At 59.2% G+C, this 21,334-nt stretch carries 19 protein-coding genes; 13 read left to right on the top strand and 6 right to left on the bottom strand.

Annotated features, from left to right (window positions below):
• Positions 1-43: 43 nt before the first annotated feature.
• The 3 genes from ACM6IR_RS03155 to ACM6IR_RS03145 form a co-directional block, all read right to left on the bottom strand.
• Complete coding sequence (locus ACM6IR_RS03155; RefSeq protein WP_414906340.1) at positions 44-1,360, bottom strand: MFS transporter; 1,317 nt, start codon at positions 1,358-1,360, stop codon at positions 44-46.
• A 315-nt stretch (positions 1,361-1,675) separates the two neighbouring features.
• Positions 1,676-2,911, bottom strand: coding sequence for a transporter associated domain-containing protein (locus ACM6IR_RS03150; protein WP_414906339.1), 1,236 nt, complete (start codon positions 2,909-2,911; stop codon positions 1,676-1,678).
• 12 nt (positions 2,912-2,923) lie between these two features.
• Positions 2,924-3,736, bottom strand: coding sequence for an inner membrane protein YpjD (locus ACM6IR_RS03145; RefSeq protein ID WP_414906338.1), 813 nt, complete (start codon positions 3,734-3,736; stop codon positions 2,924-2,926).
• Positions 3,737-3,931: 195 nt separating this feature from the next.
• Here ACM6IR_RS03145 and ffh point away from each other — a divergent pair, with 195 nt between their 5' ends.
• The 10 genes from ffh to ACM6IR_RS03095 all read left to right on the top strand — a co-directional run bounded on the left by ffh (position 3,932) and on the right by ACM6IR_RS03095 (position 13,359).
• Complete coding sequence (gene ffh / locus ACM6IR_RS03140) at positions 3,932-5,308, top strand: signal recognition particle protein (RefSeq protein WP_414906337.1); 1,377 nt, start codon at positions 3,932-3,934, stop codon at positions 5,306-5,308.
• 249 nt (positions 5,309-5,557) lie between these two features.
• Positions 5,558-5,809 carry a 30S ribosomal protein S16 gene (gene rpsP, locus ACM6IR_RS03135; RefSeq protein ID WP_003198088.1) on the top strand — a complete coding sequence of 84 codons (252 nt, stop codon included), beginning with the start codon at positions 5,558-5,560 and terminating at the stop codon, positions 5,807-5,809.
• 5 nt (positions 5,810-5,814) lie between these two features.
• Positions 5,815-6,351, top strand: coding sequence for a ribosome maturation factor RimM (rimM, locus tag ACM6IR_RS03130; RefSeq protein ID WP_414906336.1), 537 nt, complete (start codon positions 5,815-5,817; stop codon positions 6,349-6,351).
• A 2-nt stretch (positions 6,352-6,353) separates the two neighbouring features.
• On the top strand, positions 6,354-7,106 hold the full coding sequence (trmD, locus tag ACM6IR_RS03125) for a tRNA (guanosine(37)-N1)-methyltransferase TrmD (RefSeq protein ID WP_010463006.1): 753 nt from the start codon (positions 6,354-6,356) through the stop codon (positions 7,104-7,106).
• A gap of 45 nt (positions 7,107-7,151) precedes the next feature.
• Positions 7,152-7,502 (top strand): 50S ribosomal protein L19, encoded by a 351-nt coding sequence (rplS, locus tag ACM6IR_RS03120; RefSeq protein WP_063322826.1) that lies wholly within the window; start codon positions 7,152-7,154, stop codon positions 7,500-7,502.
• Positions 7,503-7,833: 331 nt separating this feature from the next.
• Positions 7,834-8,730 carry a site-specific tyrosine recombinase XerD gene (gene xerD, locus ACM6IR_RS03115; RefSeq protein ID WP_414906335.1) on the top strand — a complete coding sequence of 299 codons (897 nt, stop codon included), beginning with the start codon at positions 7,834-7,836 and terminating at the stop codon, positions 8,728-8,730.
• A 261-nt stretch (positions 8,731-8,991) separates the two neighbouring features.
• The gene (dsbC, locus tag ACM6IR_RS03110) at positions 8,992-9,723 is read left to right on the top strand and encodes a bifunctional protein-disulfide isomerase/oxidoreductase DsbC (protein WP_414906334.1); all 732 of its coding nucleotides are present in this window, start codon (positions 8,992-8,994) and stop codon (positions 9,721-9,723) included.
• A 134-nt stretch (positions 9,724-9,857) separates the two neighbouring features.
• On the top strand, positions 9,858-11,162 hold the full coding sequence (locus tag ACM6IR_RS03105) for a homoserine dehydrogenase (protein WP_123406326.1): 1,305 nt from the start codon (positions 9,858-9,860) through the stop codon (positions 11,160-11,162).
• 109 nt (positions 11,163-11,271) lie between these two features.
• Positions 11,272-12,681, top strand: coding sequence for a threonine synthase (gene thrC / locus ACM6IR_RS03100; protein WP_414906333.1), 1,410 nt, complete (start codon positions 11,272-11,274; stop codon positions 12,679-12,681).
• 390 nt (positions 12,682-13,071) lie between these two features.
• Positions 13,072-13,359: a DUF3509 domain-containing protein gene (locus ACM6IR_RS03095; RefSeq protein ID WP_414906332.1), complete on the top strand. Its 288-nt coding sequence runs from the start codon at positions 13,072-13,074 to the stop codon at positions 13,357-13,359.
• Between the two features lie 169 nt (positions 13,360-13,528).
• Here the strand turns inward: ACM6IR_RS03095 and ACM6IR_RS03090 are convergent, their stop codons facing one another.
• Together ACM6IR_RS03090 and ACM6IR_RS03085 are read right to left on the bottom strand one after the other, a co-directional pair.
• Positions 13,529-14,455, bottom strand: a complete 927-nt coding sequence (locus ACM6IR_RS03090) for a TIGR02285 family protein (RefSeq protein ID WP_414906331.1) — start codon at positions 14,453-14,455, stop codon at positions 13,529-13,531.
• On the bottom strand, positions 14,436-15,635 hold the full coding sequence (locus tag ACM6IR_RS03085; protein ID WP_414906330.1) for a CaiB/BaiF CoA transferase family protein: 1,200 nt from the start codon (positions 15,633-15,635) through the stop codon (positions 14,436-14,438). Before ACM6IR_RS03085 ends, ACM6IR_RS03090 begins: the two co-directional genes overlap by 20 nt.
• Before the next feature lie 147 nt (positions 15,636-15,782).
• Between ACM6IR_RS03085 and ACM6IR_RS03080 the strand changes: the two genes are divergently transcribed.
• The 3 genes from ACM6IR_RS03080 to ACM6IR_RS03070 all read left to right on the top strand — a co-directional run bounded on the left by ACM6IR_RS03080 (position 15,783) and on the right by ACM6IR_RS03070 (position 19,449).
• Positions 15,783-16,325: a YaeQ family protein gene (locus ACM6IR_RS03080; RefSeq protein ID WP_007944886.1), complete on the top strand. Its 543-nt coding sequence runs from the start codon at positions 15,783-15,785 to the stop codon at positions 16,323-16,325.
• A 66-nt stretch (positions 16,326-16,391) separates the two neighbouring features.
• Positions 16,392-18,101, top strand: coding sequence for a single-stranded-DNA-specific exonuclease RecJ (gene recJ, locus ACM6IR_RS03075; protein ID WP_414906329.1), 1,710 nt, complete (start codon positions 16,392-16,394; stop codon positions 18,099-18,101).
• A gap of 241 nt (positions 18,102-18,342) precedes the next feature.
• Positions 18,343-19,449 carry an NADH:flavin oxidoreductase/NADH oxidase gene (locus tag ACM6IR_RS03070; RefSeq protein ID WP_414906328.1) on the top strand — a complete coding sequence of 369 codons (1,107 nt, stop codon included), beginning with the start codon at positions 18,343-18,345 and terminating at the stop codon, positions 19,447-19,449.
• Positions 19,450-19,631: 182 nt separating this feature from the next.
• Here the strand turns inward: ACM6IR_RS03070 and ACM6IR_RS03065 are convergent, their stop codons facing one another.
• A complete protein-coding gene (locus ACM6IR_RS03065; protein ID WP_414906327.1) occupies positions 19,632-21,257 on the bottom strand; it encodes a glucan biosynthesis protein D in 1,626 nt (541 codons plus the stop codon).
• Positions 21,258-21,334: the final 77 nt, after the last annotated feature.

Genomic DNA, 21,334 nt, shown 5'->3' with positions numbered 1-21,334 from the left:
GCCCGGGGTGCGGCGATCCGACTTGCCCGCGAAGCTTTTTCTATCAGGCCACCCGATTCAAATCGTTATGACGTGTCTCCTTCAGGCACAGCACCGCAATCAGGCTCAGCACCGCCGCCCCCGACACATACCCGCCGACATAACTCAAACCGCCCATCGCCACCAGCTTCTGTGCGAAGAACGGCGCCGCCGAGGCTCCGACAATGCCGCCCAGGTTGTAGGCCGCTGACGCGCCGGTATAGCGCACGCGGGTCGGAAACAGCTCCGGCAGCAGCGCGCCCATCGGGGCAAATGTCACGCCCATCAGAAACAGTTCGATGCACAGGAACAGCGCCACACCCCAGGTCGAGCCTTGGGTCAGCAGCGGTTCCATCAAGAAACCGGACAAAATTGCCAGCACGCCGCCGATAATCAGCACCGGTTTGCGCCCGTAGCGATCACTGGCCCAGGCCGACAGCGGCGTTGCGGCCGCCATGAACAATACGGCGAAGCACAGCAGCGCGAGGAAGGTTTCGCGGGTATAGCCGAGTGTCGAGACACCGTAGCTGAGCGAAAACACCGTGGAGATATAGAACAGCGCGTAGCACACCACCATCGAACCGGCGCCCAGCAGCATTGGCGCCCAGTATTGGCTGAACAGCTCGACCAGCGGGATCTTCACCCGTTCCTGGCGAGCCATGGCGTTGGCGAACACCGGCGTTTCGTGAAGTTTGAGGCGCACATACAGACCGACCATCACCAGCACGGCGCTGAGCAGGAACGGAATCCGCCAGCCCCACGAGCGGAACTGTTCATCGTTCAGGGTCATGGCCAGGGTCAGGAACAGGCCGTTAGCCGCCAGAAAGCCAATCGAAGGACCGAGTTGCGGGAACATGCCGAACCAGGCACGTTTGCCTTTGGGCGCATTTTCTGTGGCCAGCAATGCCGCGCCACCCCATTCGCCGCCCAATCCAAGGCCTTGGCCGAACCGCAGCACGCACAGCAGGATCGGCGCCCAGGCCCCGATGCTGGCGTAACCGGGCAACACGCCGATGAGTGTGGTGCACACGCCCATCAGCAATAAAGAAGCGACCAGGGTCGACTTCCGGCCGATGCGGTCACCAAAGTGGCCGAACAGCGCCGAACCCAGCGGTCGTGCAAGGAACGCGATACCAAAGGTGAGGAACGCCGAGAGCATCTGGGCAGTGCCGGAAGTCTGCGGAAAGAACACCGGGCCGATCACCAGCGCTGCGGCGGTGGCGTAGACGTAGAAGTCGTAGAACTCGATGGCGGTGCCGATGAAACTCGCCGTGGCCACGCGGGTGGCGGAGTTTGTCGGCTGGGCAGGCGTGGTTTCGCTGTACGTTGTGCTCGTCGTCATGCGGTGATCCCTGACAGTCATGCTCCACTGGAGCGAATTATTATGGTCGAACACCCAGGGATGTGGGTTTAACGCAGCGTGCGGGTAGCACTGGGGTAGGGCGGCGCTTGGGTAAGCGGCTCGATTATAGGAAGGCGGCTAACGATCAAACAAGCGCAAATCCTCGTAGCAGCTGGCGCAGCCTGCGTTCGGCTGCGCAGCAGTCGTAAAACCTGAGTGCTGGTTCTACCAGATGAACCGCATCGCCTGATTTTACGACTGCTACGCAGCCGAACGCAGGCTACGCCGGCTGCTACAGTCGCATGATCGCAGGACTTATCGGCTAGCTGGAACTGAGCTCGTATGCCAGATCAAAACCCGGGTGACGCGATTATCCTCGGTTTCCAGGATTTCCAGGCGATAACGCCCGATCTTCAGGCACACCGCGCTGTCCGGAATCGTTTCCAGCGCTTCGGTCACCAGGCCGTTAAGGGTCTTGGGGCCGTCACTTGGCAGGTGCCAACCGAGGCTTTTGTTCAATTCGCGAATCGACGCGGCGCCCTCAATGACCAGTCGTCCGTCGGCTTGGGGGTGGATATGCGGGTTGTGCAGGCTGTGCTGGCTTTCGAATTCGCCGACGATTTCTTCGAGAATGTCTTCCAGGGTGACGATGCCGAGCACTTCGCCGTACTCGTCGACCACCATGCCCAAGCGCCGCTGCTGTTTGTGGAAGTTCAGCAGCTGCAGTTGCAATGGCGTGCTTTCCGGCACGAAGTACGGTTCGTGACTGGCGGCCAGCAGCGCTTCTCGGGTCAGGCTGGCATCAGGCAGCAGATGGCGGATCTGCCGGGTGTTGAGCACCGCTTCGACCTGATTGATGTCGCTGTGGAAGACCGGCAGGCGCGTGCGCTTGTTGTGGCGCAGTTGTTCGATGATGTCCGGGAGGGGATCGTCGAGATTGATCCCGTCCACGTCACTGCGCGGTACCAGAATGTCGTTGACCGTGATGTTGTCCAGCGCATGGATGCCTGAGAGTGCGTGCGGACGGCATGCGGCGTGTTCATGGTCGTCGAGCCGGTCCTTCGGTGCTTCGTCTTCGCTGAACTGCACCACTTTGGCTTTGCGGGCGAACGGCCGCATCAGTAACAGGCTGATGCTATTCAGCAGCCAGGCGGCCGGGTAGAGGATTTTCAGTGGCGCGCGGAGCAGGGTGTTACCCAGATTAAGGATCACATCCGGATAGCGGGTGGCGAGGGTGCGCGGCAGATATTCGGCAAACACCAGCAGAATGGCGCCGGCCCCTGCGCAAGCGACCCATGGACCGTTTTCTGCCCAGGTGAAAATCGCCAGCAAGGTGCTGATGACCACGACAAGCGTCCGGCACAGGGTGTTGCAGAGGATCAGGCTGTTGAGCGGAAAGCCCAGCTTTGCCACCGGTTTGTCGCTTGAACGCGAGGCGGCGCGCTGGGCCAGCAAGTGTTGTTGCGCCGCTTCGATGGCGGTAAACAGCCCCGACCATAAAATCAGCAGGGCCACTACTGCGAGCATCGGCCCTATGGGCAAATCGTCCATTAATGCCGCCCGTCAGATATGCAGGATGTATTCACGAACCAGCTTGCTGCCAAAATACGCCAGCATCAGCAGGCAGAAACCGGCGAGGGTCCAGCGAATGGCCTTGTGTCCGCGCCAGCCCAGGTGGTTACGGCCCCAGAGCAACACGCTGAAGACGATCCAGGCCAGGCAGGCCAGCAGGGTTTTGTGTACAAGGTGCTGGGCGAAGAGGTTTTCGACGAACAGCCAGCCGGAAATCAGCGACAGCGAGAGCAGGGTCCAGCCGGCCCAGAGGAAGCCGAACAGCAGGCTCTCCATGGTTTGCAGCGGCGGGAAGTTCTTGATCAGCCCGGAAGGATGCTTGTGCTTGAGCTGATGGTCTTGAACCAGCAGCAGCAACGCCTGGAACACGGCGATGGTGAACATGCCATAGGCCAGTATCGACAGGAGGATGTGGGCGAGGATGCCCGGTTCTTCGTCGATGATTTGAACGGTGCCGGCGGGAGCGAATTGCGCGAGCAAAACGGTTGCGAGGCCCAGCGGAAACAGCAAGACAAGCAGGTTTTCCACCGGGATCCGCGAGCAGGCCAGCAGCGTCAGGGCTATGACCGCGGCGGCAATCAGGCTGGCGGCGCTGAAAAAGTCCAGGCCCAGGCCCATTGGCGTTAGCAAGTGGGTGAACAGGCTGGCGCTGTGAGCCAGTACCGCCAGCACGCCGAGCGTGACCAGCAGGCGCTTGTTCGCCTTGGCGCCTTTGGCCAGACGAGTGCCCTGGTAGAGAGTCGCAGCGGCATATAAGCAGGCGGCGGCGAGAGTCGTAAGTAAACTGGGTGACAAGGGGAGCATAAATCCTGTTAGGCAAGCCCGAAAGGCGCTGAGTTTGGCATAGAACCCACATCACACGAAAGTGCGAGGTGTCCGCCAGACGCAGTCTTCGCTATAATCCGCGACCTGCCCACGCCGCAGGCTCGCCGAGTACATGTTTATCACGGTCTGGGCCGCCATTATCCCGGTCTACACAGGGCCTGAAAGGATCGCGCAATGTTTGAAAACTTAACCGACCGTCTCTCGCAGACGCTGCGCCATGTCACCGGCAAGGCCAAGCTGACCGAGGACAACATCAAAGACACCCTGCGTGAAGTGCGCATGGCGTTGCTCGAAGCCGACGTCGCCTTGCCGGTGGTCAAAGACTTCGTCAATTCGGTCAAGGAACGCGCCGTCGGCACTGAGGTGTCGCGCAGCCTGACGCCGGGCCAGGCCTTCGTGAAGATCGTCCAGGCCGAACTCGAAAGCCTGATGGGTGTGGCCAACGAAGACCTGAACCTGAGCGCCGTTCCGCCTGCCGTCGTGCTGATGGCCGGTTTGCAGGGTGCTGGTAAAACCACCACCGCCGGCAAACTCGCGCGCTTCCTTAAAGAGCGCAAGAAGAAGTCGGTCATGGTCGTGTCCGCGGACGTTTATCGTCCTGCCGCGATCAAGCAGCTGGAAATGCTGGCCGGTGAAGTCGGCGTTACCTTCTTCCCGTCTGACCTGAGCCAGAAGCCGGTCGACATCGCGCAAGCGGCTATTAAAGAAGCGAAACTGAAATTCATCGACGTGGTTATCGTCGATACCGCCGGTCGTCTGCACATCGATGAAGAGATGATGGGCGAGATCAAGGCGTTGCACGCCGCGATCAACCCTGTCGAAACCCTGTTCGTGGTCGACGCCATGACCGGCCAGGACGCCGCCAACACGGCCAAGGCCTTTGGCGACGCGCTGCCGTTGACCGGTGTGATCCTGACCAAGGTCGACGGCGACGCCCGTGGCGGTGCCGCGCTGTCGGTGCGCGCCATCACCGGCAAGCCGATCAAGTTCATCGGTATGGGCGAGAAGAGCGAAGCGCTCGAACCGTTCCACCCTGAGCGTATTGCTTCGCGCATCCTCGGCATGGGCGACGTGCTCAGCCTGATCGAGCAAGCTGAGGCGACCCTCGACAAAGACAAGGCCGACAAATTGGCCAAGAAGCTGAAGAAGGGCAAGGGCTTCGACCTCGAAGACTTCCGCGATCAGCTGCAACAGATGAAAAACATGGGCGGCCTCGGCGGCCTCATGGACAAGCTGCCGAATATCGGCGGCGTGAACCTGGCGCAAATGGGCAACGCCCAGGGCGCGGCAGAGAAGCAATTCAAGCAGATGGAAGCCATCATCAACTCCATGACCCCGGCCGAGCGCCGCGACCCTGAGCTGATCAGCGGTTCGCGCAAACGCCGGATCGCCATGGGTTCCGGCACTCAAGTGCAGGACATCGGTCGCTTGATCAAGCAGCACAAGCAGATGCAAAAGATGATGAAGAAGTTCTCTGCCAAAGGCGGAATGGCCAAAATGATGCGCGGCATGGGTGGTATGTTGCCCGGCGGCGGTATGCCAAAGATGTAAAGAATTCACGCAGGAGCTTGCTCTTGCGCCTCCCACACGGAAGTGGGATCTCCAGCAAACCCGCGCTTGGCGGGAGCTGACCGGCCGTTTTCAACGACGGCTCTATAGCAAATCTTGATGGCGGCCGATAGGCAGCCGGAAAAAGACATTTGCAAAAGTCCGGATATTCCTTAGAATATGCGGCCTTTCGGGCACCTATGCCCGCTGTGCCTTTAGATTTGCAGCACCGACTACAGGAACGATGTTCACATGCTAACAATCCGTCTTGCCCTTGGCGGCTCCAAAAAGCGCCCGTTTTACCACTTGACCGTAACCGACAGCCGCAACCCGCGCGACGGTTCGCACAAGGAACAGGTTGGTTTCTTCAACCCGGTTGCTCGTGGTCAAGAAGTCCGTCTGTCCGTGAACCAAGAGCGCGTAGCCTACTGGCTGAGCGTTGGTGCACAACCTTCTGAGCGTGTTGCTCAGTTGTTGAAGGAATCTGCTAAGGCAGCGGCCTGAGCAATATGAACGCGACGCCAGCTGTTGCTGATGATTTGATCGTTATCGGCAAAATTTATTCGGTTCATGGCGTTCGCGGCGAAGTGAAGGTGTATTCCTTTACTGATCCGACTGAAAACCTGTTGCAGTACAAAACCTGGACGCTCAAGCGCGAAGGCAATGTGAAGCAGGTCGAGCTGGTCAGCGGACGTGGGAACGACAAGTTCCTGGTCGCAAAGCTCAAGGATCTTGATGATCGTGAAGAAGCGCGTCTTCTGGCTGGTTATGAGATCTGTGTGCCGCGCAACCTGTTCCCTGAATTGACCGACGGCGAGTACTACTGGTACCAGCTGGAAGGTCTGAAGGTTATTGATCAACTCGGGCAATTGCTCGGGAAAATCGATCATCTTCTGGAAACCGGCGCCAATGATGTAATGGTGGTCAAGCCTTGCGCTGGCAGCCTGGATGATCGCGAACGCCTGTTGCCCTATACGGAGCAATGCGTGTTGGCTGTCGATCTGGCAGCAGGCGAGATGAAGGTGGATTGGGACGCGGACTTCTAAGCGTGGCTAACTTGCGCGTAGAAGTGATCAGTTTGTTTCCCGAAATGTTCTCCGCCATCAGCGAGTACGGCATCACCAGTCGGGCGGTGAAACAGGGGCTGTTGCAGCTTACCTGTTGGAACCCGCGAGACTACACGACGGATCGACATCACACTGTGGATGATCGCCCATTTGGCGGTGGTCCGGGCATGGTGATGAAGATCAAGCCCCTGGAAGATGCTCTGGTTCAGGCCAAGGCAGCAGCCGGGGAGGCGGCGAAGGTAATTTACCTGTCCCCCCAAGGCCGTCAACTGACTCAGTCGGCGGTACGCGAGTTGGCGAATCTGGATGCATTGATCCTGATTGCCGGCCGCTATGAAGGCATTGACGAGCGCTTTATTGAGGCTCATGTCGATGAAGAGTGGTCGATTGGCGACTATGTACTGTCTGGCGGCGAGCTGCCGGCGATGGTCCTGATCGATGCGGTTACACGACTGCTGCCTGGAGCTTTAGGGCATGCGGACTCCGCTGAGGAAGATTCCTTTACGGATGGTTTGCTGGATTGCCCGCACTACACCCGACCGGAGGTGTATGCGGATCAGCGTGTTCCCGACGTATTGCTAAGTGGCAATCACGCGCATATCCGGCGTTGGCGTTTACAGCAGTCCCTTGGTAGGACCTTTGAACGACGCGCCGATCTTCTGGAAAGCCGCTCGCTTTCTGGAGAAGAGAAGAAGCTGCTCGAGGAATACATCCGCGAGCGGGACGATAGTTAACAACGTATCGATGGTAAGTCCGTTGATTTACCTTAGGAGCACAGCATGACTAACAAAATCATCCTTGCACTCGAAGCAGAGCAGATGACCAAAGAGATCCCTACCTTTGCCCCGGGCGACACCGTTGTCGTTCAGGTGAAAGTGAAGGAAGGCGACCGTTCGCGTCTGCAAGCGTTCGAAGGTGTTGTTATCGCCAAGCGTAACCGCGGCGTAAACAGTGCTTTCACCGTTCGTAAAATCTCCAACGGTGTTGGCGTAGAGCGTACTTTCCAGACCTACAGCCCGCAAATCGACAGCATGGCCGTTAAACGTCGCGGTGACGTACGTAAAGCCAAGCTGTACTACCTGCGTGACCTGTCCGGTAAAGCAGCTCGCATCAAGGAAAAACTGGCTTAAGTCCAGCTTCCGATGCAGAAAAAAGCAGCCTACGGGCTGCTTTTTTGTGTGCGCGATTTATCCACAGGTCGTGACCGAGGTGCGGCCTTCGCGAGCAGGCTCGCTCCCACATTGATCGCTGTCGTTCGCACAAAATCCCGTGTAGGAGCGAGCCTGCTCGCGAAGATTTATGAGGCGCAACCAGATTCCGATTGTACCAACGCCATTAACGTCCACCCCGCCGAGGGCTTCAACCTGTTCCTTGAAGTAGCGGGCTATGAAAGACTAGCGGCCATTTTTACCGTTCACTTTTTTTCGAGCGCCGCCTCAAGGCAGCGCTTCTTGAGCGCCTATGCCTGCCATCGACCACCCATTGATAGACCAATTCCTCGACGCCCTTTGGCTGGAGAAAGGTCTGTCCGATAACACCCGTGACGCCTACCGCAGTGACTTGGCCCTGTTCAACGGCTGGCTGCAGGACAAGGGCCTGGAGCTGATCAACGCGGGGCGCGAGTTGATCCTCGATCACTTGGCCTGGCGCCTGGAGCAAAACTACAAACCTCGTTCAACAGCGCGATTTCTCTCGGGCGTGCGTGGCTTTTATCGCTATCTGCTGCGGGAAAAGCTGATCGCCGTCGATCCGACCTTGCGTGTCGACATGCCGCAGCTGGGCAGGCCGCTGCCCAAGTCCTTGTCGGAAGCTGACGTGGAAGCACTGCTGAAGGCTCCGGATCTGAGCGAAGCCATCGGCCAGCGTGATCGCGCCATGCTTGAAGTGCTTTATGCCTGCGGTTTGCGGGTGACGGAGCTGATCAGCCTGACCCTGGAACAGGTCAACCTGCGCCAAGGCGTGTTGCGGGTCATGGGCAAGGGCAGCAAGGAGCGGCTGGTGCCGATGGGGGAGGAGGCGATTGTCTGGGTCGAGCGCTACATGCGCGATGCCCGTGGTGAACTGCTCAGTGGGCGTCCCAGCGATGTGCTGTTTCCCAGTCAGCGTGGCGAGCAGATGACTCGCCAGACCTTCTGGCATCGCATCAAGCACCAGGCCAAGGTCGCCGGGATCGGCAAGTCGTTGTCGCCCCACACCTTGCGCCATGCCTTCGCTACGCACTTGCTCAACCACGGCGCAGATCTGCGGGTGGTGCAAATGCTGCTCGGCCACAGCGACCTGTCCACGACCCAAATCTATACCCACGTTGCCCGCGCCCGCTTGCAAGACCTGCACGCCAAACATCACCCGCGCGGATGACCTGTCTACGATCTGCCTTTTTGTGGGAGCGAGCTTGCTCGCGATGACGGCAGCCTGGGCAATACAAAGGTGACTGTCAGATCGCAATCGCGAGCAAGCTCGCTCCCACAAAAAAGCGGTCTGCAATGCCTTGCATCACCGGGAGTCGGCCACACGGGCCTTATGTGGTAGGCTTTGCCGGTTTGCACGATGGGCGGTTATGACCCGGTGTTTCGGCACGGGCGTTCTGATCGACCCATTTGTCCGCCTTCAGGAGTTCTCATGCGTCTGACCCAGATTTTCGCCGCCGCCGCTATTGCGTTGGTCAGCACCTTTGCCGTCGCCGATGACGCGGCCGACAAAGCCATTCGTAAAAGCCTGGAAAACCTCCAGCTCGAGGTGCCGGTAGAAAGTATCAGCGCCAGCCCGTTGCCGGGTATGTATGAAGTCAAACTCAAAGGCAGTCGCGTGCTCTACGCCAGTGCTGATGGCCAGTACATTGTTCAGGGCTACCTGTTCCAGCTCAAGGACGGTAAACCGGTCAACCTGACCGAGAAGGCCGAACGCCTGGGTGTTTCCAAACTGATCAACGACATTCCGGTCGCGGAAACCGTGGTTTATCCGGCGATTGGTGAAACCAAGTCGCACATCACGGTGTTCACCGACACCACTTGCCCGTACTGCCACAAACTGCACGCCGAAGTGCCTGAGCTGAACAAGCGCGGTATTGAAGTGCGTTACGTTGCGTTCCCGCGCCAGGGCCTGGGCTCTCCGGGTGACGAACAATTGCAAGCGGTGTGGTGTTCGAAAGACAAGAAAGCGGCCATGGATAAAATGGTCGACGGCAAGGAAATCAAAGCCGCCAAGTGCGATAACCCGGTGTCCAAACAGTTCGCCCTCGGTCAGTCGATTGGCGTGAATGGCACGCCGGCCATCGTTTTGGCCGACGGTCAGGTCATTCCGGGCTACCAGCCTGCGCCACAAGTCGCCAAACTGGCGCTGGGCGCGAAATAAATTCGCATCGTCATCGCCAGCCTTTGACGATCATGGTCCGGCGGCAACGTTCGCCGGGCCATTAATAGAGAACCGCGAGCATGCGGTTGTTTTCACGGCCGGCCTTGAGTCGGCCGTTTTATGGGGAGTTCACAGTGAAACCGGTCAAAGTAGGCATCTGTGGGTTAGGGACCGTCGGTGGCGGTACCTTCAACGTACTTCAGCGCAACGCCGAGGAAATTGCTCGTCGTGCCGGGCGTGGAATCGAAGTGGCACAAATTGCCATGCGCACGCCAAAGCCTCAGTTCCAGACGACCGGTATTGCGATTACCAACGATGTCTTCGAAGTGGCCACGAACCCTGAGATCGACATCGTCATAGAGCTGATGGGCGGCTACACCGTTGCCCGCGAGCTGGTACTCAAAGCGATCGAGAACGGAAAACATGTGGTAACCGCGAACAAGGCGCTGATCGCCGTTCACGGTAACGAAATCTTCGCCAAGGCTCGCGAGAAAGGCGTGATCGTGGCGTTCGAAGCCGCCGTGGCCGGTGGCATTCCGGTGATCAAGGCGATCCGTGAAGGCCTGTCCGCCAACCGCATCAACTGGGTGGCCGGTATCATCAACGGCACGGGCAACTTCATCCTCACCGAGATGCGCGAGAAGGGTCGCACCTTCGAAGACGTGCTGGCCGAGGCACAAGCCCTGGGTTACGCCGAAGCCGATCCGACCTTCGACGTCGAAGGCATCGACGCCGCTCACAAGCTGACGATTCTGGCGTCCATCGCGTTCGGCATTCCGCTGCAGTTCGACAAGGCCTACACCGAAGGCATCACCAAGCTGACCACCGCTGACGTGAACTACGCCGAAGCGCTGGGCTATCGCATCAAGCACCTCGGTGTGGCTCGCAGCACCGCGGCCGGCATCGAACTGCGTGTGCATCCGACGCTGATCCCGGCCGATCGCCTGATCGCCAACGTCAACGGCGTGATGAACGCGGTGATGGTCAACGGTGACGCTGCCGGTTCGACCCTGTTCTACGGCGCTGGCGCCGGTATGGAGCCGACCGCTTCGTCGGTGATCGCCGACCTGGTGGACGTGGTTCGCGCCATGACCTCCGACCCGGAAAACCGTGTGCCGCACCTGGCCTTCCAGCCGGACTCGCTGTCGGCTCACCCGATCCTGCCGATCGAAGCTTGCGAAAGCGCCTACTACCTGCGCATTCAGGCCAAGGACCATCCGGGCGTGTTGGCCCAGGTCGCGAGCATCCTGTCGGAGCGCGGCATCAACATCGAATCGATCATGCAGAAAGAAGTCGAAGAGCATGACGGTCTGGTACCGATGATCCTGCTGACCCACCGCGTGCTGGAACAGCACATGAACGATGCGATCACCGCCCTGGAAGCCTTGGCGGGCGTAGTCGGTCCGGTTGTGCGGATCCGCGTCGAGCACCTGAACTAAACAAAAGCAGCGGCAAGCTGCAAGCTCCAGGCGGCAAGTCAAAGGCACTCTGGCTTTTACTTGCAGCTTGTAGCTTGAGTCTTGAAGCTCAAACCAAAGGTTTGCCCCTATGCGTTATATCAGTACCCGCGGCCAGGCACCGGCCCTGAATTTCGAAGACGTCCTGCTGGCCGGTCTGGCCACTGACGGCGGTCTGTACGTCCCGGAAAACCTGCCACGTTTCACTCAGGAAGAAATCGCTTCCTGGGCCGGCCTGCCGTATCACGAGCTGGCCTTCCGGGTTATGCGCCCGTTCGTCACTGGCAGCATTCCCGATGCCGATTTCAAAAAGATTCTTGAAGAAACCTACGGCGTGTTCTCGCACAACGCCGTGGCGCCCTTGCGCCAGCTCAATGGCAATGAATGGGTATTGGAGCTGTTCCACGGTCCAACCCTGGCGTTCAAGGACTTCGCCCTGCAACTGCTCGGTCGCCTGCTCGATTACGTGCTGGAAAAACGCGGTGAACGCGTAGTGATCGTCGGTGCCACCTCCGGCGACACCGGTTCGGCCGCCATCGAAGGCTGCAAGCACTGCGAAAACGTCGACATCTTTATCCTGCACCCGCACAACCGTGTGTCTGAGGTGCAGCGTCGCCAGATGACCACGATCTTCGGTGAAAATATCCACAACATCGCCATCGAAGGCAACTTCGATGACTGCCAGGAAATGGTCAAGGCGAGCTTCGCCGACCAGAGCTTCCTCAAAGGCACGCGCCTGGTCGCGGTGAACTCGATCAACTGGGCGCGGATCATGGCCCAGATCGTTTACTACTTCCACGCAGCCCTGCAGTTAGGCGGCCCGGCGCGTTCGGTAGCGTTCTCGGTGCCAACCGGCAACTTCGGCGATATCTTCGCCGGTTACCTGGCCCGCAACATGGGCTTGCCGATCAACCAGTTGATCGTCGCCACCAACCGCAACGACATCCTGCACCGCTTCATGAGCGGCAATCAGTACGTCAAGGAAACCCTGCACGCGACCCTGTCGCCGTCGATGGACATCATGGTCTCGTCGAACTTCGAACGTCTGCTGTTCGACCTGCACGGTCGTAACGGCGCGGCGATTGCCGGTTTGATGGACAGCTTCAAGCAGGGCGGTGGTTTCAGCGTCGAACAAGAACGCTGGACCGAAGCCCGCAAGCTGTTTGATTCCCTGGCTGTGGATGACGCACAAACCTGCGAAACCATCGCTGAAGTCTACGAGCAAACCGGTGAGTTGCTGGACCCGCATACCGCCATCGGTGTGAAGGCCGCGCGCGAATGCCGTCGCAGCCTGGATATTCCAATGGTGATCCTGGGTACGGCGCACCCGGTGAAATTCCCGGATGCCGTGGAAAAAGCCGGTGTGGGCAAAGCGCTGGAATTGCCTGTGCACCTGGCTGATTTGTTTGAGCGTGATGAGCGTTGCACTGTGTTGCCGAATGACCTCAAGGCTGTGCAGGCGTTTGTCAGTCAGCATGGTAACCGTGGGAAGCCGCTGTAACCGGTCAGCATTGCGGCATCAAAAAGCCCGTCATTCGACGGGCTTTTTCATTGGTGCGCAGAGGGACGTTTGCCTGAGGCTTTTTGGCTAGCTGGCATTGCCTAGTGGACTGTTTTTTCCCTGTCATCTTAATCGTGCATGCTCCGTCAATCAGAGATGCCAATGCCCCCTGTAGGAGCGAGCTTGCTCGCGAAGGTCGCGAGGACACCGGAGTTATTCTGACAGCCCTTGTTATCGTTAACGTCCATCGCGAGCAAAGCTCGCTCCTACAGGGGGATCGGCGCCGATGCGCTTTCAGTTGGAATCCAGAACTTTCTTCTCGGGCCAGCGGTCATTTAAGGTAGACATGCCCCAGGCACTTTGTTTTCGGACTATTGAGTGGTGATCGAGATGGAAAGTATCAGTCTATTGCTCGGTGAGGCTCTGAGCCCGTATCAGGTGACATTGACCCCGTCGGGAACCCATGGCGAATGCCTGGTAACACTAAAGAATGCGACCGGCGCCATCGTCGTCGAGCATGGGTTCAATCAAGCCCAGTTGGCGGATAAACGCCTGCTGACGGATGTGGTCGACGGTTTGCACCGTGACGTGCTGATCGCCGAAGGACGTCTGGAGCCCTGCGTTATCGCGGCGTTGCGCAATGCGGCTCAGGACAAAATCCTGGCCAGCCGAAATTGAATTGTTTTCTGTGGGAACCTTCCTGCGCCAAGGTCAGTCAGATTATGTAACAGCAGGATCAGGCATTGTGCTCCGATGCTTGTAGCTTGTTGCTACTGGTCTTTATGTAGGCCACGTTTGACCCCGAGTCGTCTCCCCACTTCTCGGGGTTTCTTTTGTCCGCGATTTGTCACTGCTCGGCCTGATGCTCAAAAAAAGCCTTGGCGGCTTCCAGGTAGTCGCTGCGCCTTGGTGGATCGAGCCAGTCGGCATACAGCCGATCCAGTCGCTCATGGGGCATGGTGCGCAACAGCTGGTTGATTTCGCTGATCGCCTGTCGACCCTGGGCGGTATCGGAACAACCGATATGCCCGGACAGGTAGGGGCCCGTGCCCTTGACCGGATAGAACACCAGTTGCTCATCGCTGATGTTTTTCTGTTGGGCCTGATAGCGGATCTCTGGCCAGTAACCCAACACCACCTGCAAACGACCCAAGTGTTGCATCTGCAACAGGCTGCCGAGGGCGTCGTTGCCATGGTGGTGTGTCAAGGCGCCGGGCGGTGCCTGTCGCAACAGGGCGTCAAGAAGCTGCCCGTAACTGCGCTCGGCGACCACCCCGACTTTCTTCCCGCCGCTGGCCAGCAGCGCCGCCAGATCGACTTCACCGTCGATCAGGAAGGGTTCCAGAACCGCTCGATCTTCCTGCCGGATCACCAGGCCATTACTCACGGCACGAAAGGCTGGAATCGAGAACGCAATCCATTGTTCCCGCTCCTTGGTCCAGACCAGCGAGGGGTCGCACGTGAACGACTCTTCGTGGAGCATTTGCATGCCACGGGCGCGGTTCACCCGTATCAAGGTGTGATTGTATTGCGGCATGCCGGCGATCAGCAGCGGCAACATTTGATCGATGACACCCTGACCTTTTTTCGGCCCTTCGAAAATCATCGTGGGCGGCAGGTCGCGCAGTAACCAGATCAAAGTGTCTTTGGGTTGCGCCGAAACGGCTGTGGTCAATCCGGCCAAAAGCGCGAACGCCGCCACTGCACGCCAGTTACGGGTGTGATGGAGCGCTGATGACAGCAGCCGTTCAAGCTTAGATGGCGCCGTCTTCACGCAGCTTTGCGATCTGTCCCTTGTCATAGCCAAGATCGTGAAGTACCTGCGCATTATGTTCGCCCAATTGCGGCCCGACCCATTCCGATGTGCCCGGTGTCTCTGATAGTTTCGGCACGATTCCCGGCATCTTGAAGTCTTTGCCGTCCGGCAGTTTGGCTTTCAGGAACATTTCCCGAGCCAGATACTGCGGATCGTTGAACATGTCTTGCGCGCTGAAGATCCGGCTGGCCGGTACGTCGGCCTGATTCAACTGCTCAATGATCGTGTCCAGCGGCAGCGAATTGGCCCAGCGATCGATGACGCCGTAAATTTCGTCGCGACGGGTATCGCGGCCATCGTTGCTGGCCAGTACGGGATCGTTGGCCAGGTCTTCGCGCCCGATGATCAGCATGAAGCGCTTGAAGATCGCATCGCCATTGGCGCCGATCTGCACATGTTTGCCGTCGGCGCTGGTGTGGATCGAAGAGGGCGTGATGCCTGGCATGATGTTGCCAGTCCGTTCGCGGATGAAACCGAAGACGTCGAACTCCGGAACCATGCTTTCCATCATGGCGAAGATCGCTTCATACAGCGCCACGTCGACCACTTGCCCCTGGCCACCGTTGACCTCGCGATGACGCAGGGCCATCAACGCACCGATCACGCCCCAGAGCGCGGCAATCGAGTCGCCGATGGAAATCCCGGTGCGCACTGGCGGTCGGTCTTCGAACCCGGTGATGTAACGCAAGCCGCCCATGGACTCCCCGACCGCGCCAAACCCTGGTTGGTCTTTCATCGGCCCGGTCTGGCCGAAGCCCGAGAGTCGCACCATCACCAGTTTCGGGTTCAGCGCGTGCAAGACGTCCCAACCAAGTCCGAGTTTTTCCAACACGCCGGGGCGAAAATTCTCGATCAGGATGTCCGCTTCGCTGAGCAGTTTTTTCAGGATTGCCAGGCCGTCCGGGTGTTTGAGGTTCAGGGTCAGCGACTTCTTGTTGCGCGCCTGGACGAACCACCACAGCGAGGTGCCTTCATACAGCTTGCGCCATTTGCGCAATGGATCGCCGCCATCCGGGGATTCGATCTTGATCACTTCGGCGCCGAATTCGCCGCAAATGCGTGAGGCAAACGGGCCGGCAATCAACGTACCCAATTCAATGACTTTCAGACCTGAGAGCGGTTTTCCGGTGAGCGGCATACTGGATCCTGTAGGACGAAGGCTGAGCTGATAGAGCGTTTTAACATAGCCGAACGTCAGTCGACCAAGGTTGATCGCCTTCAATTCGTTGATTGCCTATCGCATCGGTTAGACTTGCCGCCTTTCCTCGTATCAAGAAGCCCGTTCATGGCCCAGCCGTCCACGACCTACAAGTTTGAACTGAACCTCACCGACCTCGACCGCAGCGTTTACGAGACTGTGAAGCAGACCATCGCCCGTCACCCTTCGGAAACCGAAGAGCGCATGACCGTGCGGCTGCTGGCCTACGCGTTCTGGTACAACGAACAGCTGTCGTTTGGTCGCGGTCTGTCAGACGTGGATGAGCCGGCTCTGTGGGAAAAGAGCCTGGATGACCGCGTTCTGCACTGGATTGAAGTCGGTCAGCCAGACGCTGATCGCCTGACCTGGTGCTCACGCCGTACCGAGCGCACCAGTTTGCTCGCCTACGGCAGCCTGCGCGTCTGGGAAACCAAGGTGATTCCGGCCATCAAAAACCTGAAAAACGTGCACATCGCTGCCGTGCCGCAAGAAGTCCTGGAAACCCTGGCCAAGGACATGCCCCGCGTTATCAAGTGGGACGTGATGATCAGCGAAGGGACCATCTTCGTCACCGACGACCGTGGTCAACACGAAGTCCAGTTGCAGTGGCTGAGCGGCGAACGCGGCTGATTTTTCGCCGATCGTTCGCGTTTTCCGGTTTTATCCTACGTATTCAAGAGAAGCACCTGTCACCCCATGCGCATCGAACCTCGCCTGTTGCCCGACACCCTGCCATTCCTCGGTGATCTGCCGCCACTGCTGACCCGTCTGTATGCGGCGCGGGGCGTGCAGTCCGAGGCTGAACTGGACAAGAGCCTGAAGCGACTGATCCCGTTCGAACAGCTCAAAGGCATCGATGCCGCCGTGGATCTGCTGGTGACGGCGCTGGAACAACGGCAGCGGATTCTGATCGTCGGCGACTTCGATGCCGATGGCGCGACCGCCAGTACCGTGGGTGTGTTGGGCTTGCGTCTGCTGGGGGCGGCGCACGTCGACTACCTGGTGCCGAACCGATTCGAGTATGGCTACGGCCTGACCCCGGAGATTGTTGCGGTGGCGCTGGAACGTCAGCCCCACCTGCTGATAACCGTGGACAACGGTATTTCCAGTGTCGAGGGCGTGGCAGCGGCGAAAAAGGCCGGGCTCCAGGTGTTGGTCACCGACCACCATTTGCCTGGCGATGAACTGCCGTTGGCCGATGCCATCGTCAATCCGAACCAGCCGGGGTGCAACTTCCCGAGCAAGGCGCTGGCCGGCGTCGGGGTGATTTTCTATGTGCTGATGGCCCTGCGTGCGCGCTTGCGCACTCTGGGCTGGTACGAAAGCACGCCACAGCCGAACATCGGCGAGTTACTGGACCTTGTGGCTCTGGGTAGCGTCGCCGACGTGGTGCCGCTGGATGCCAACAACCGGATTCTGGTGCATCAGGGACTTGAGCGGATTCGCGCCGGTCGTGCGCGGCCGGGAATCAAGGCGATCCTCGAAGTGGCCAAACGTGAGTCTGCGCGCATCACTTCCACCGACCTGGGTTTCATCGTCGGCCCACGCCTTAACGCGGCAGGAAGGCTGGATGACATGAGCCTGGGCATCGAATGCCTGCTCACCGACGACGCCGGTATGGCGCGGGAAATGGCCGTCCAGCTCGACGGCATGAACCAGGACCGCAAATCCATCGAGCAGGGCATGCAGCGTGAGGCGCTGGCTCAGCTCAAGGACTTGCCGGTCGAGTCGATGCCGTTTGGCTTGTGCCTGTTTGATCCGGAGTGGCACCAGGGTGTCATCGGCATCCTCGCCTCGCGTATGAAAGAGCGCTATTTCCGTCCGACGATCGCCTTTGCCGATGCGGGCGATGGCATGCTCAAGGGCTCGGGGCGTTCGGTTCAGGGCTTCCACATTCGCGACGCCTTGAGCGTCGTGGCGGCACAGCATCCCAACCTGATCAGCAAGTACGGCGGCCATGCCATGGCGGCCGGTTTGACGTTGCCCGAAGCGAATTTTCCGTTGTTCGCCGAAGCCTTTGACGCTGAGGTGCGCAGGCAAATGCGCGAAGAGGACCTGACCGGGCGCTTGCTGTCGGACGGCACCCTGGCGGTCGAGGAATTTCATCTGGAACTGGCTCGCGCGTTGCGCCATGCCGGACCTTGGGGGCAGCACTTCCCGGAGCCGTTGTTCCATGGCGTGTTTCAGTTGGTCGAGCAGCGCGTCGTCGGTGAGCGGCACCTTAAAGTGGTGCTCAGAAGTGAATGTGGCTCGGTCAAACTCGACGGCATTGCCTTTGGCATTGACCGTGATATCTGGCCGAATCCGACCATCAAGTGGGTGGAGTTGGCCTACAAACTCGACCTCAACGAATTTCGAGGGAACGAGACCGTTCAGTTGATGATTGCCCACATCGAACCGCGTTAGGCCCTTCGCGAGCAGGCTCGCTCCCACAGGACTTGTGTGAACCCTGTGGGAGCGAGCCTGCTCGCGAAAGCGATTTCCCTCATCCCTCGTTGTCGACTAGGCTCTAAGCACTGCTTGATAATCCTTGTGACGTCTTGTCTTGTTTTTTGCCCGCGGGGGCGGGTGCTGCACCTTTTTCCTGTCACTCGTCGACTTTTCAAACAGAACCCTGGAGCCTGCCCACTGATTCGAGAGGTGCCCCATGAGTCTGCTGCTTGAACCCTATACCCTTCGCCAATTGACCCTGCTCAACCGCATCGCCGTGTCACCGATGTGCCAGTACTCCAGCGTCGATGGGCTGGCCAATGACTGGCACCTTGTGCACCTCGGCAGCCGCGCTGTCGGCGGCGCAGGTCTGGTGTTTACCGAAGCCACGGCGGTCACAGCCGAGGGACGTATCACCGCCCAGGACCTCGGTTTGTGGAACGATGAGCAGATCGAACCCCTGCAACGCATCACCCGTTTCATCGCCGCTCAAGGCGCCGTCGCCGGCATTCAGTTGGCTCATGCCGGTCGTAAGGCCAGTACCCATCGGCCGTGGCTCGGCAAGCATGGCAGCCTCAAGCCGGAGGACGGCGGCTGGACCCCGGTCGGTCCTTCGCCGATTGCGTTCGACCCCCAGCACACCGCACCGAAGCAGCTTGATGAAAGCCAGATCGCCGAAATCGTTCAGGCCTTTGTCGACTCGGCAAAACGAGCTTTGGTGGCTGGTTTCAAAGTGGTTGAAATCCACGCTGCCCACGGTTATTTGCTGCACCAGTTCCTGTCGCCTCTGAGTAATCAGCGGCGTGATCAATATGGTGGGTCGTTCGAAAATCGAATTCGGCTGGTACTGCAAGTCACCGAAGCCGTGCGCGCGGTATGGCCTGAAGAGCTGCCGCTGTTCGTGCGGGTGTCGGCCACCGACTGGGTCGAAGATGGCTGGAACCCCGATGAAACCGTCGAGCTGGCACGACGCCTCAAAGATTCGGGCGTGGACCTGATAGACGTCTCGTCGGGCGGTACGGCGGCCAACGCCGAGATTCCTACGGGTCCGGGTTATCAGACCCGCTTCGCCGAACGTGTGCGCAAGGAGTCAGGCATTGCCACCGGTACGGTAGGAATGATCACCGAACCGGCCCAGGCCGAGCACATTCTGCGCACCTGTCAGGCGGACATCATCTTCCTCGCCCGAGAGCTGCTGCGCGATCCCTATTGGCCGCTGCATGCCGATGATGACCTGGGTGGGCACAAAGCGATCTGGCCCGCGCAGTATCAGCGGGCGACGCATCGTGATCAGCCGATTCATGAGTCGGATTTGCGTGATTGAGTGAGGCGGAAAAAACAAAAAGCCCCGGCCAGTTTGGTCCGGGCTTTTTTTGTCTGGGGGATCTTCAGTGCTTGTGCTGCCGTCTTCGCGAGCAGGCTCGCTCCCACAGTTGATTTCCAGTGTTCACAAAACCAATGTGCGAGCCTGCTCGCGAAGGGGCCATTTCACGCCCCGGCTAACCCTCAGGTGTACTTGCGCTTCTCCGGCGCCGGCGGGAAGTACTGGTACAACCAGGTCTCACTCAACGTCCGGTCATGGGTGCGAATGAACAACCGCAGCTCCACCGGCGCCACGCTGTCGTTGGTCGGGTACCAGTCAAACGTGATCCGGTAACCCTTGATGTCATCGAGCACCAGCACGTTGAAATCTTTCACCTGCCCGTTCGAGCAAGTGACCACCGGCTCAATCCCCGCACCTTCCGGCAAGCGGTCCAGACCGCCACCCGTGAAGTCCACGGCGAAGCGACGAGCCCAGACTTGCGGGTAATGCTCGCCCGGCGCCCAACCTTCGACGAAACCGCCCATGCCCGAACGGGTCGCGTTGACTCGCGCCAACGGTGTTCCGACCGGAGGCAGGGCGCTCCAGTAGAGCTTGTAGCCGTAGTTCAGGGAATCACCGGGCGCGACCGGTTTTTTCGGCGTCCAGAACGCGACAATGTTGTCGAGGGTTTCGCCGGTTGTAGGAATTTCCAACAAATCGACAGAGCCTTCGCCCCACGCGGTCGTCGGTTCTACCCACAGGCTGGGGCGCTTGCTGTACCAGTCGACGGTGTCCTGATAGCTGACGAATTCGTGATCGGTCTGCACCAGGCCGAAACCTTTCGGGTCGGTGTCGGCGAAGGCGTTGAATTGCAAGGTGGCCGGGTTGTTCAACGGGCGGCAGATCCATTCGCCGTTGCCGCGCCACATGGCCAGACGATCCGAGTCGTGGATTTGCGGGTGAATGGTGTCGCACATGCGCCGCTCATGGGTGCCGCAACTGAACATGCTGGTCATCGGCGCGATGCCCAGTTGTTCGATGGCCGTGCGCGCATTGATGTGGGCATCAACGCCCATGACGACCTGATTGGCCTGGCAGTCGATATCGAAACGGTAAGCGCCGGTGGCGCTCTGCGAATCCAGCAGGGCGTAGACCACGAAGCGGGTGCTGTCCTTGTCCGGCGTCTCGAACCAGAACTTGGTGAAGTCGGGAAATTCCTCACGCTTCTTGCCGTAGGTGTCGATCGCCAGGCCTCGCGCCGACAGTCCGTACTGGCCTGTGGCGTCTACCGCACGGAAATAGCTGGCGCCGAGAAAGGACAATACGTCGTGTTTGTCCAGCTCCGGTGCCTTGAACAGCTTGAACCCGGAAAACCCCAGGTCGCCCGTGAGCTGCTTGGTGTCGACCGTGGTTTTTTCATAGTTGAACAGGGACGGGCGGAAATGCACCTCGCGAGCCTGGCGCGTCTTCGGGTCGACGCTGTACATGCGCACCGGCTGCTTGAAACCCATACCGACGTGGAAGAACTGTACATCCAGCTGACCGTTCAGCTCATTCCACAGCGAGTGATTGCCGTCGTACTGGATCGCGTTGAAATTCTGCGGCGTCATGGTCGCCAGCGTCGGCGGCAGCACCTGCTTGGTGTCCTGATAGCGATTGGCAGCGAGCTGCTTGGCCTGGATCTTCAGTGCTTCGAAGTCGAACGTCTGAGCCTCGCCATTCGCCGCGCCATTCCCCGCCCAAGCGCGAGCGGCCAGCAGGCCAGTGGCCGACAAACCGGTATAAGCCGCAATGGCCATCGATGCTTTGAGCAAATTCCTGCGATGCATAAGTACAACCTGTCGTGAACAATCCCGCGCCGTTCCTGGCACGTGCTGGATCTGAAATAACGGTTCGGACATGCCTT

This window comes from Pseudomonas sp. IT-P253 (genome assembly GCF_949768125.1).
In the GTDB taxonomy this organism is placed as follows: Bacteria; Pseudomonadota; Gammaproteobacteria; order Pseudomonadales; family Pseudomonadaceae; genus Aquipseudomonas.
The sequence above is the reverse complement of the archived record's forward strand: the minus strand, read 5'-3'. Positions and strand labels throughout refer to the sequence as shown.

What these genes read in the sequence shown, in the direction of transcription:
- ACM6IR_RS03095 (WP_414906332.1), top strand. Translation starts at nt 13,072, where the DNA reads ATGGAAAGTATCAGTCTATTGCTCGGTGAGGCTCTGAGCCCGTATCAG.
- rpsP (WP_003198088.1), top strand. Translation starts at nt 5,558, where the DNA reads ATGCTAACAATCCGTCTTGCCCTTGGCGGCTCCAAAAAGCGCCCGTTT.
- ACM6IR_RS03065 (WP_414906327.1), bottom strand. Translation starts at nt 21,257, where the DNA reads ATGCATCGCAGGAATTTGCTCAAAGCATCGATGGCCATTGCGGCTTAT.
- xerD (WP_414906335.1), top strand. Translation starts at nt 7,834, where the DNA reads ATGCCTGCCATCGACCACCCATTGATAGACCAATTCCTCGACGCCCTT.
- ACM6IR_RS03145 (WP_414906338.1), bottom strand. Translation starts at nt 3,736, where the DNA reads ATGCTCCCCTTGTCACCCAGTTTACTTACGACTCTCGCCGCCGCCTGC.
- ffh (WP_414906337.1), top strand. Translation starts at nt 3,932, where the DNA reads ATGTTTGAAAACTTAACCGACCGTCTCTCGCAGACGCTGCGCCATGTC.
- rplS (WP_063322826.1), top strand. Translation starts at nt 7,152, where the DNA reads ATGACTAACAAAATCATCCTTGCACTCGAAGCAGAGCAGATGACCAAA.
- ACM6IR_RS03080 (WP_007944886.1), top strand. Translation starts at nt 15,783, where the DNA reads ATGGCCCAGCCGTCCACGACCTACAAGTTTGAACTGAACCTCACCGAC.
- ACM6IR_RS03155 (WP_414906340.1), bottom strand. Translation starts at nt 1,360, where the DNA reads ATGACGACGAGCACAACGTACAGCGAAACCACGCCTGCCCAGCCGACA.
- rimM (WP_414906336.1), top strand. Translation starts at nt 5,815, where the DNA reads ATGAACGCGACGCCAGCTGTTGCTGATGATTTGATCGTTATCGGCAAA.
- ACM6IR_RS03150 (WP_414906339.1), bottom strand. Translation starts at nt 2,911, where the DNA reads ATGGACGATTTGCCCATAGGGCCGATGCTCGCAGTAGTGGCCCTGCTG.
- ACM6IR_RS03085 (WP_414906330.1), bottom strand. Translation starts at nt 15,635, where the DNA reads ATGCCGCTCACCGGAAAACCGCTCTCAGGTCTGAAAGTCATTGAATTG.
- ACM6IR_RS03070 (WP_414906328.1), top strand. Translation starts at nt 18,343, where the DNA reads ATGAGTCTGCTGCTTGAACCCTATACCCTTCGCCAATTGACCCTGCTC.
- recJ (WP_414906329.1), top strand. Translation starts at nt 16,392, where the DNA reads ATGCGCATCGAACCTCGCCTGTTGCCCGACACCCTGCCATTCCTCGGT.
- thrC (WP_414906333.1), top strand. Translation starts at nt 11,272, where the DNA reads ATGCGTTATATCAGTACCCGCGGCCAGGCACCGGCCCTGAATTTCGAA.
- dsbC (WP_414906334.1), top strand. Translation starts at nt 8,992, where the DNA reads ATGCGTCTGACCCAGATTTTCGCCGCCGCCGCTATTGCGTTGGTCAGC.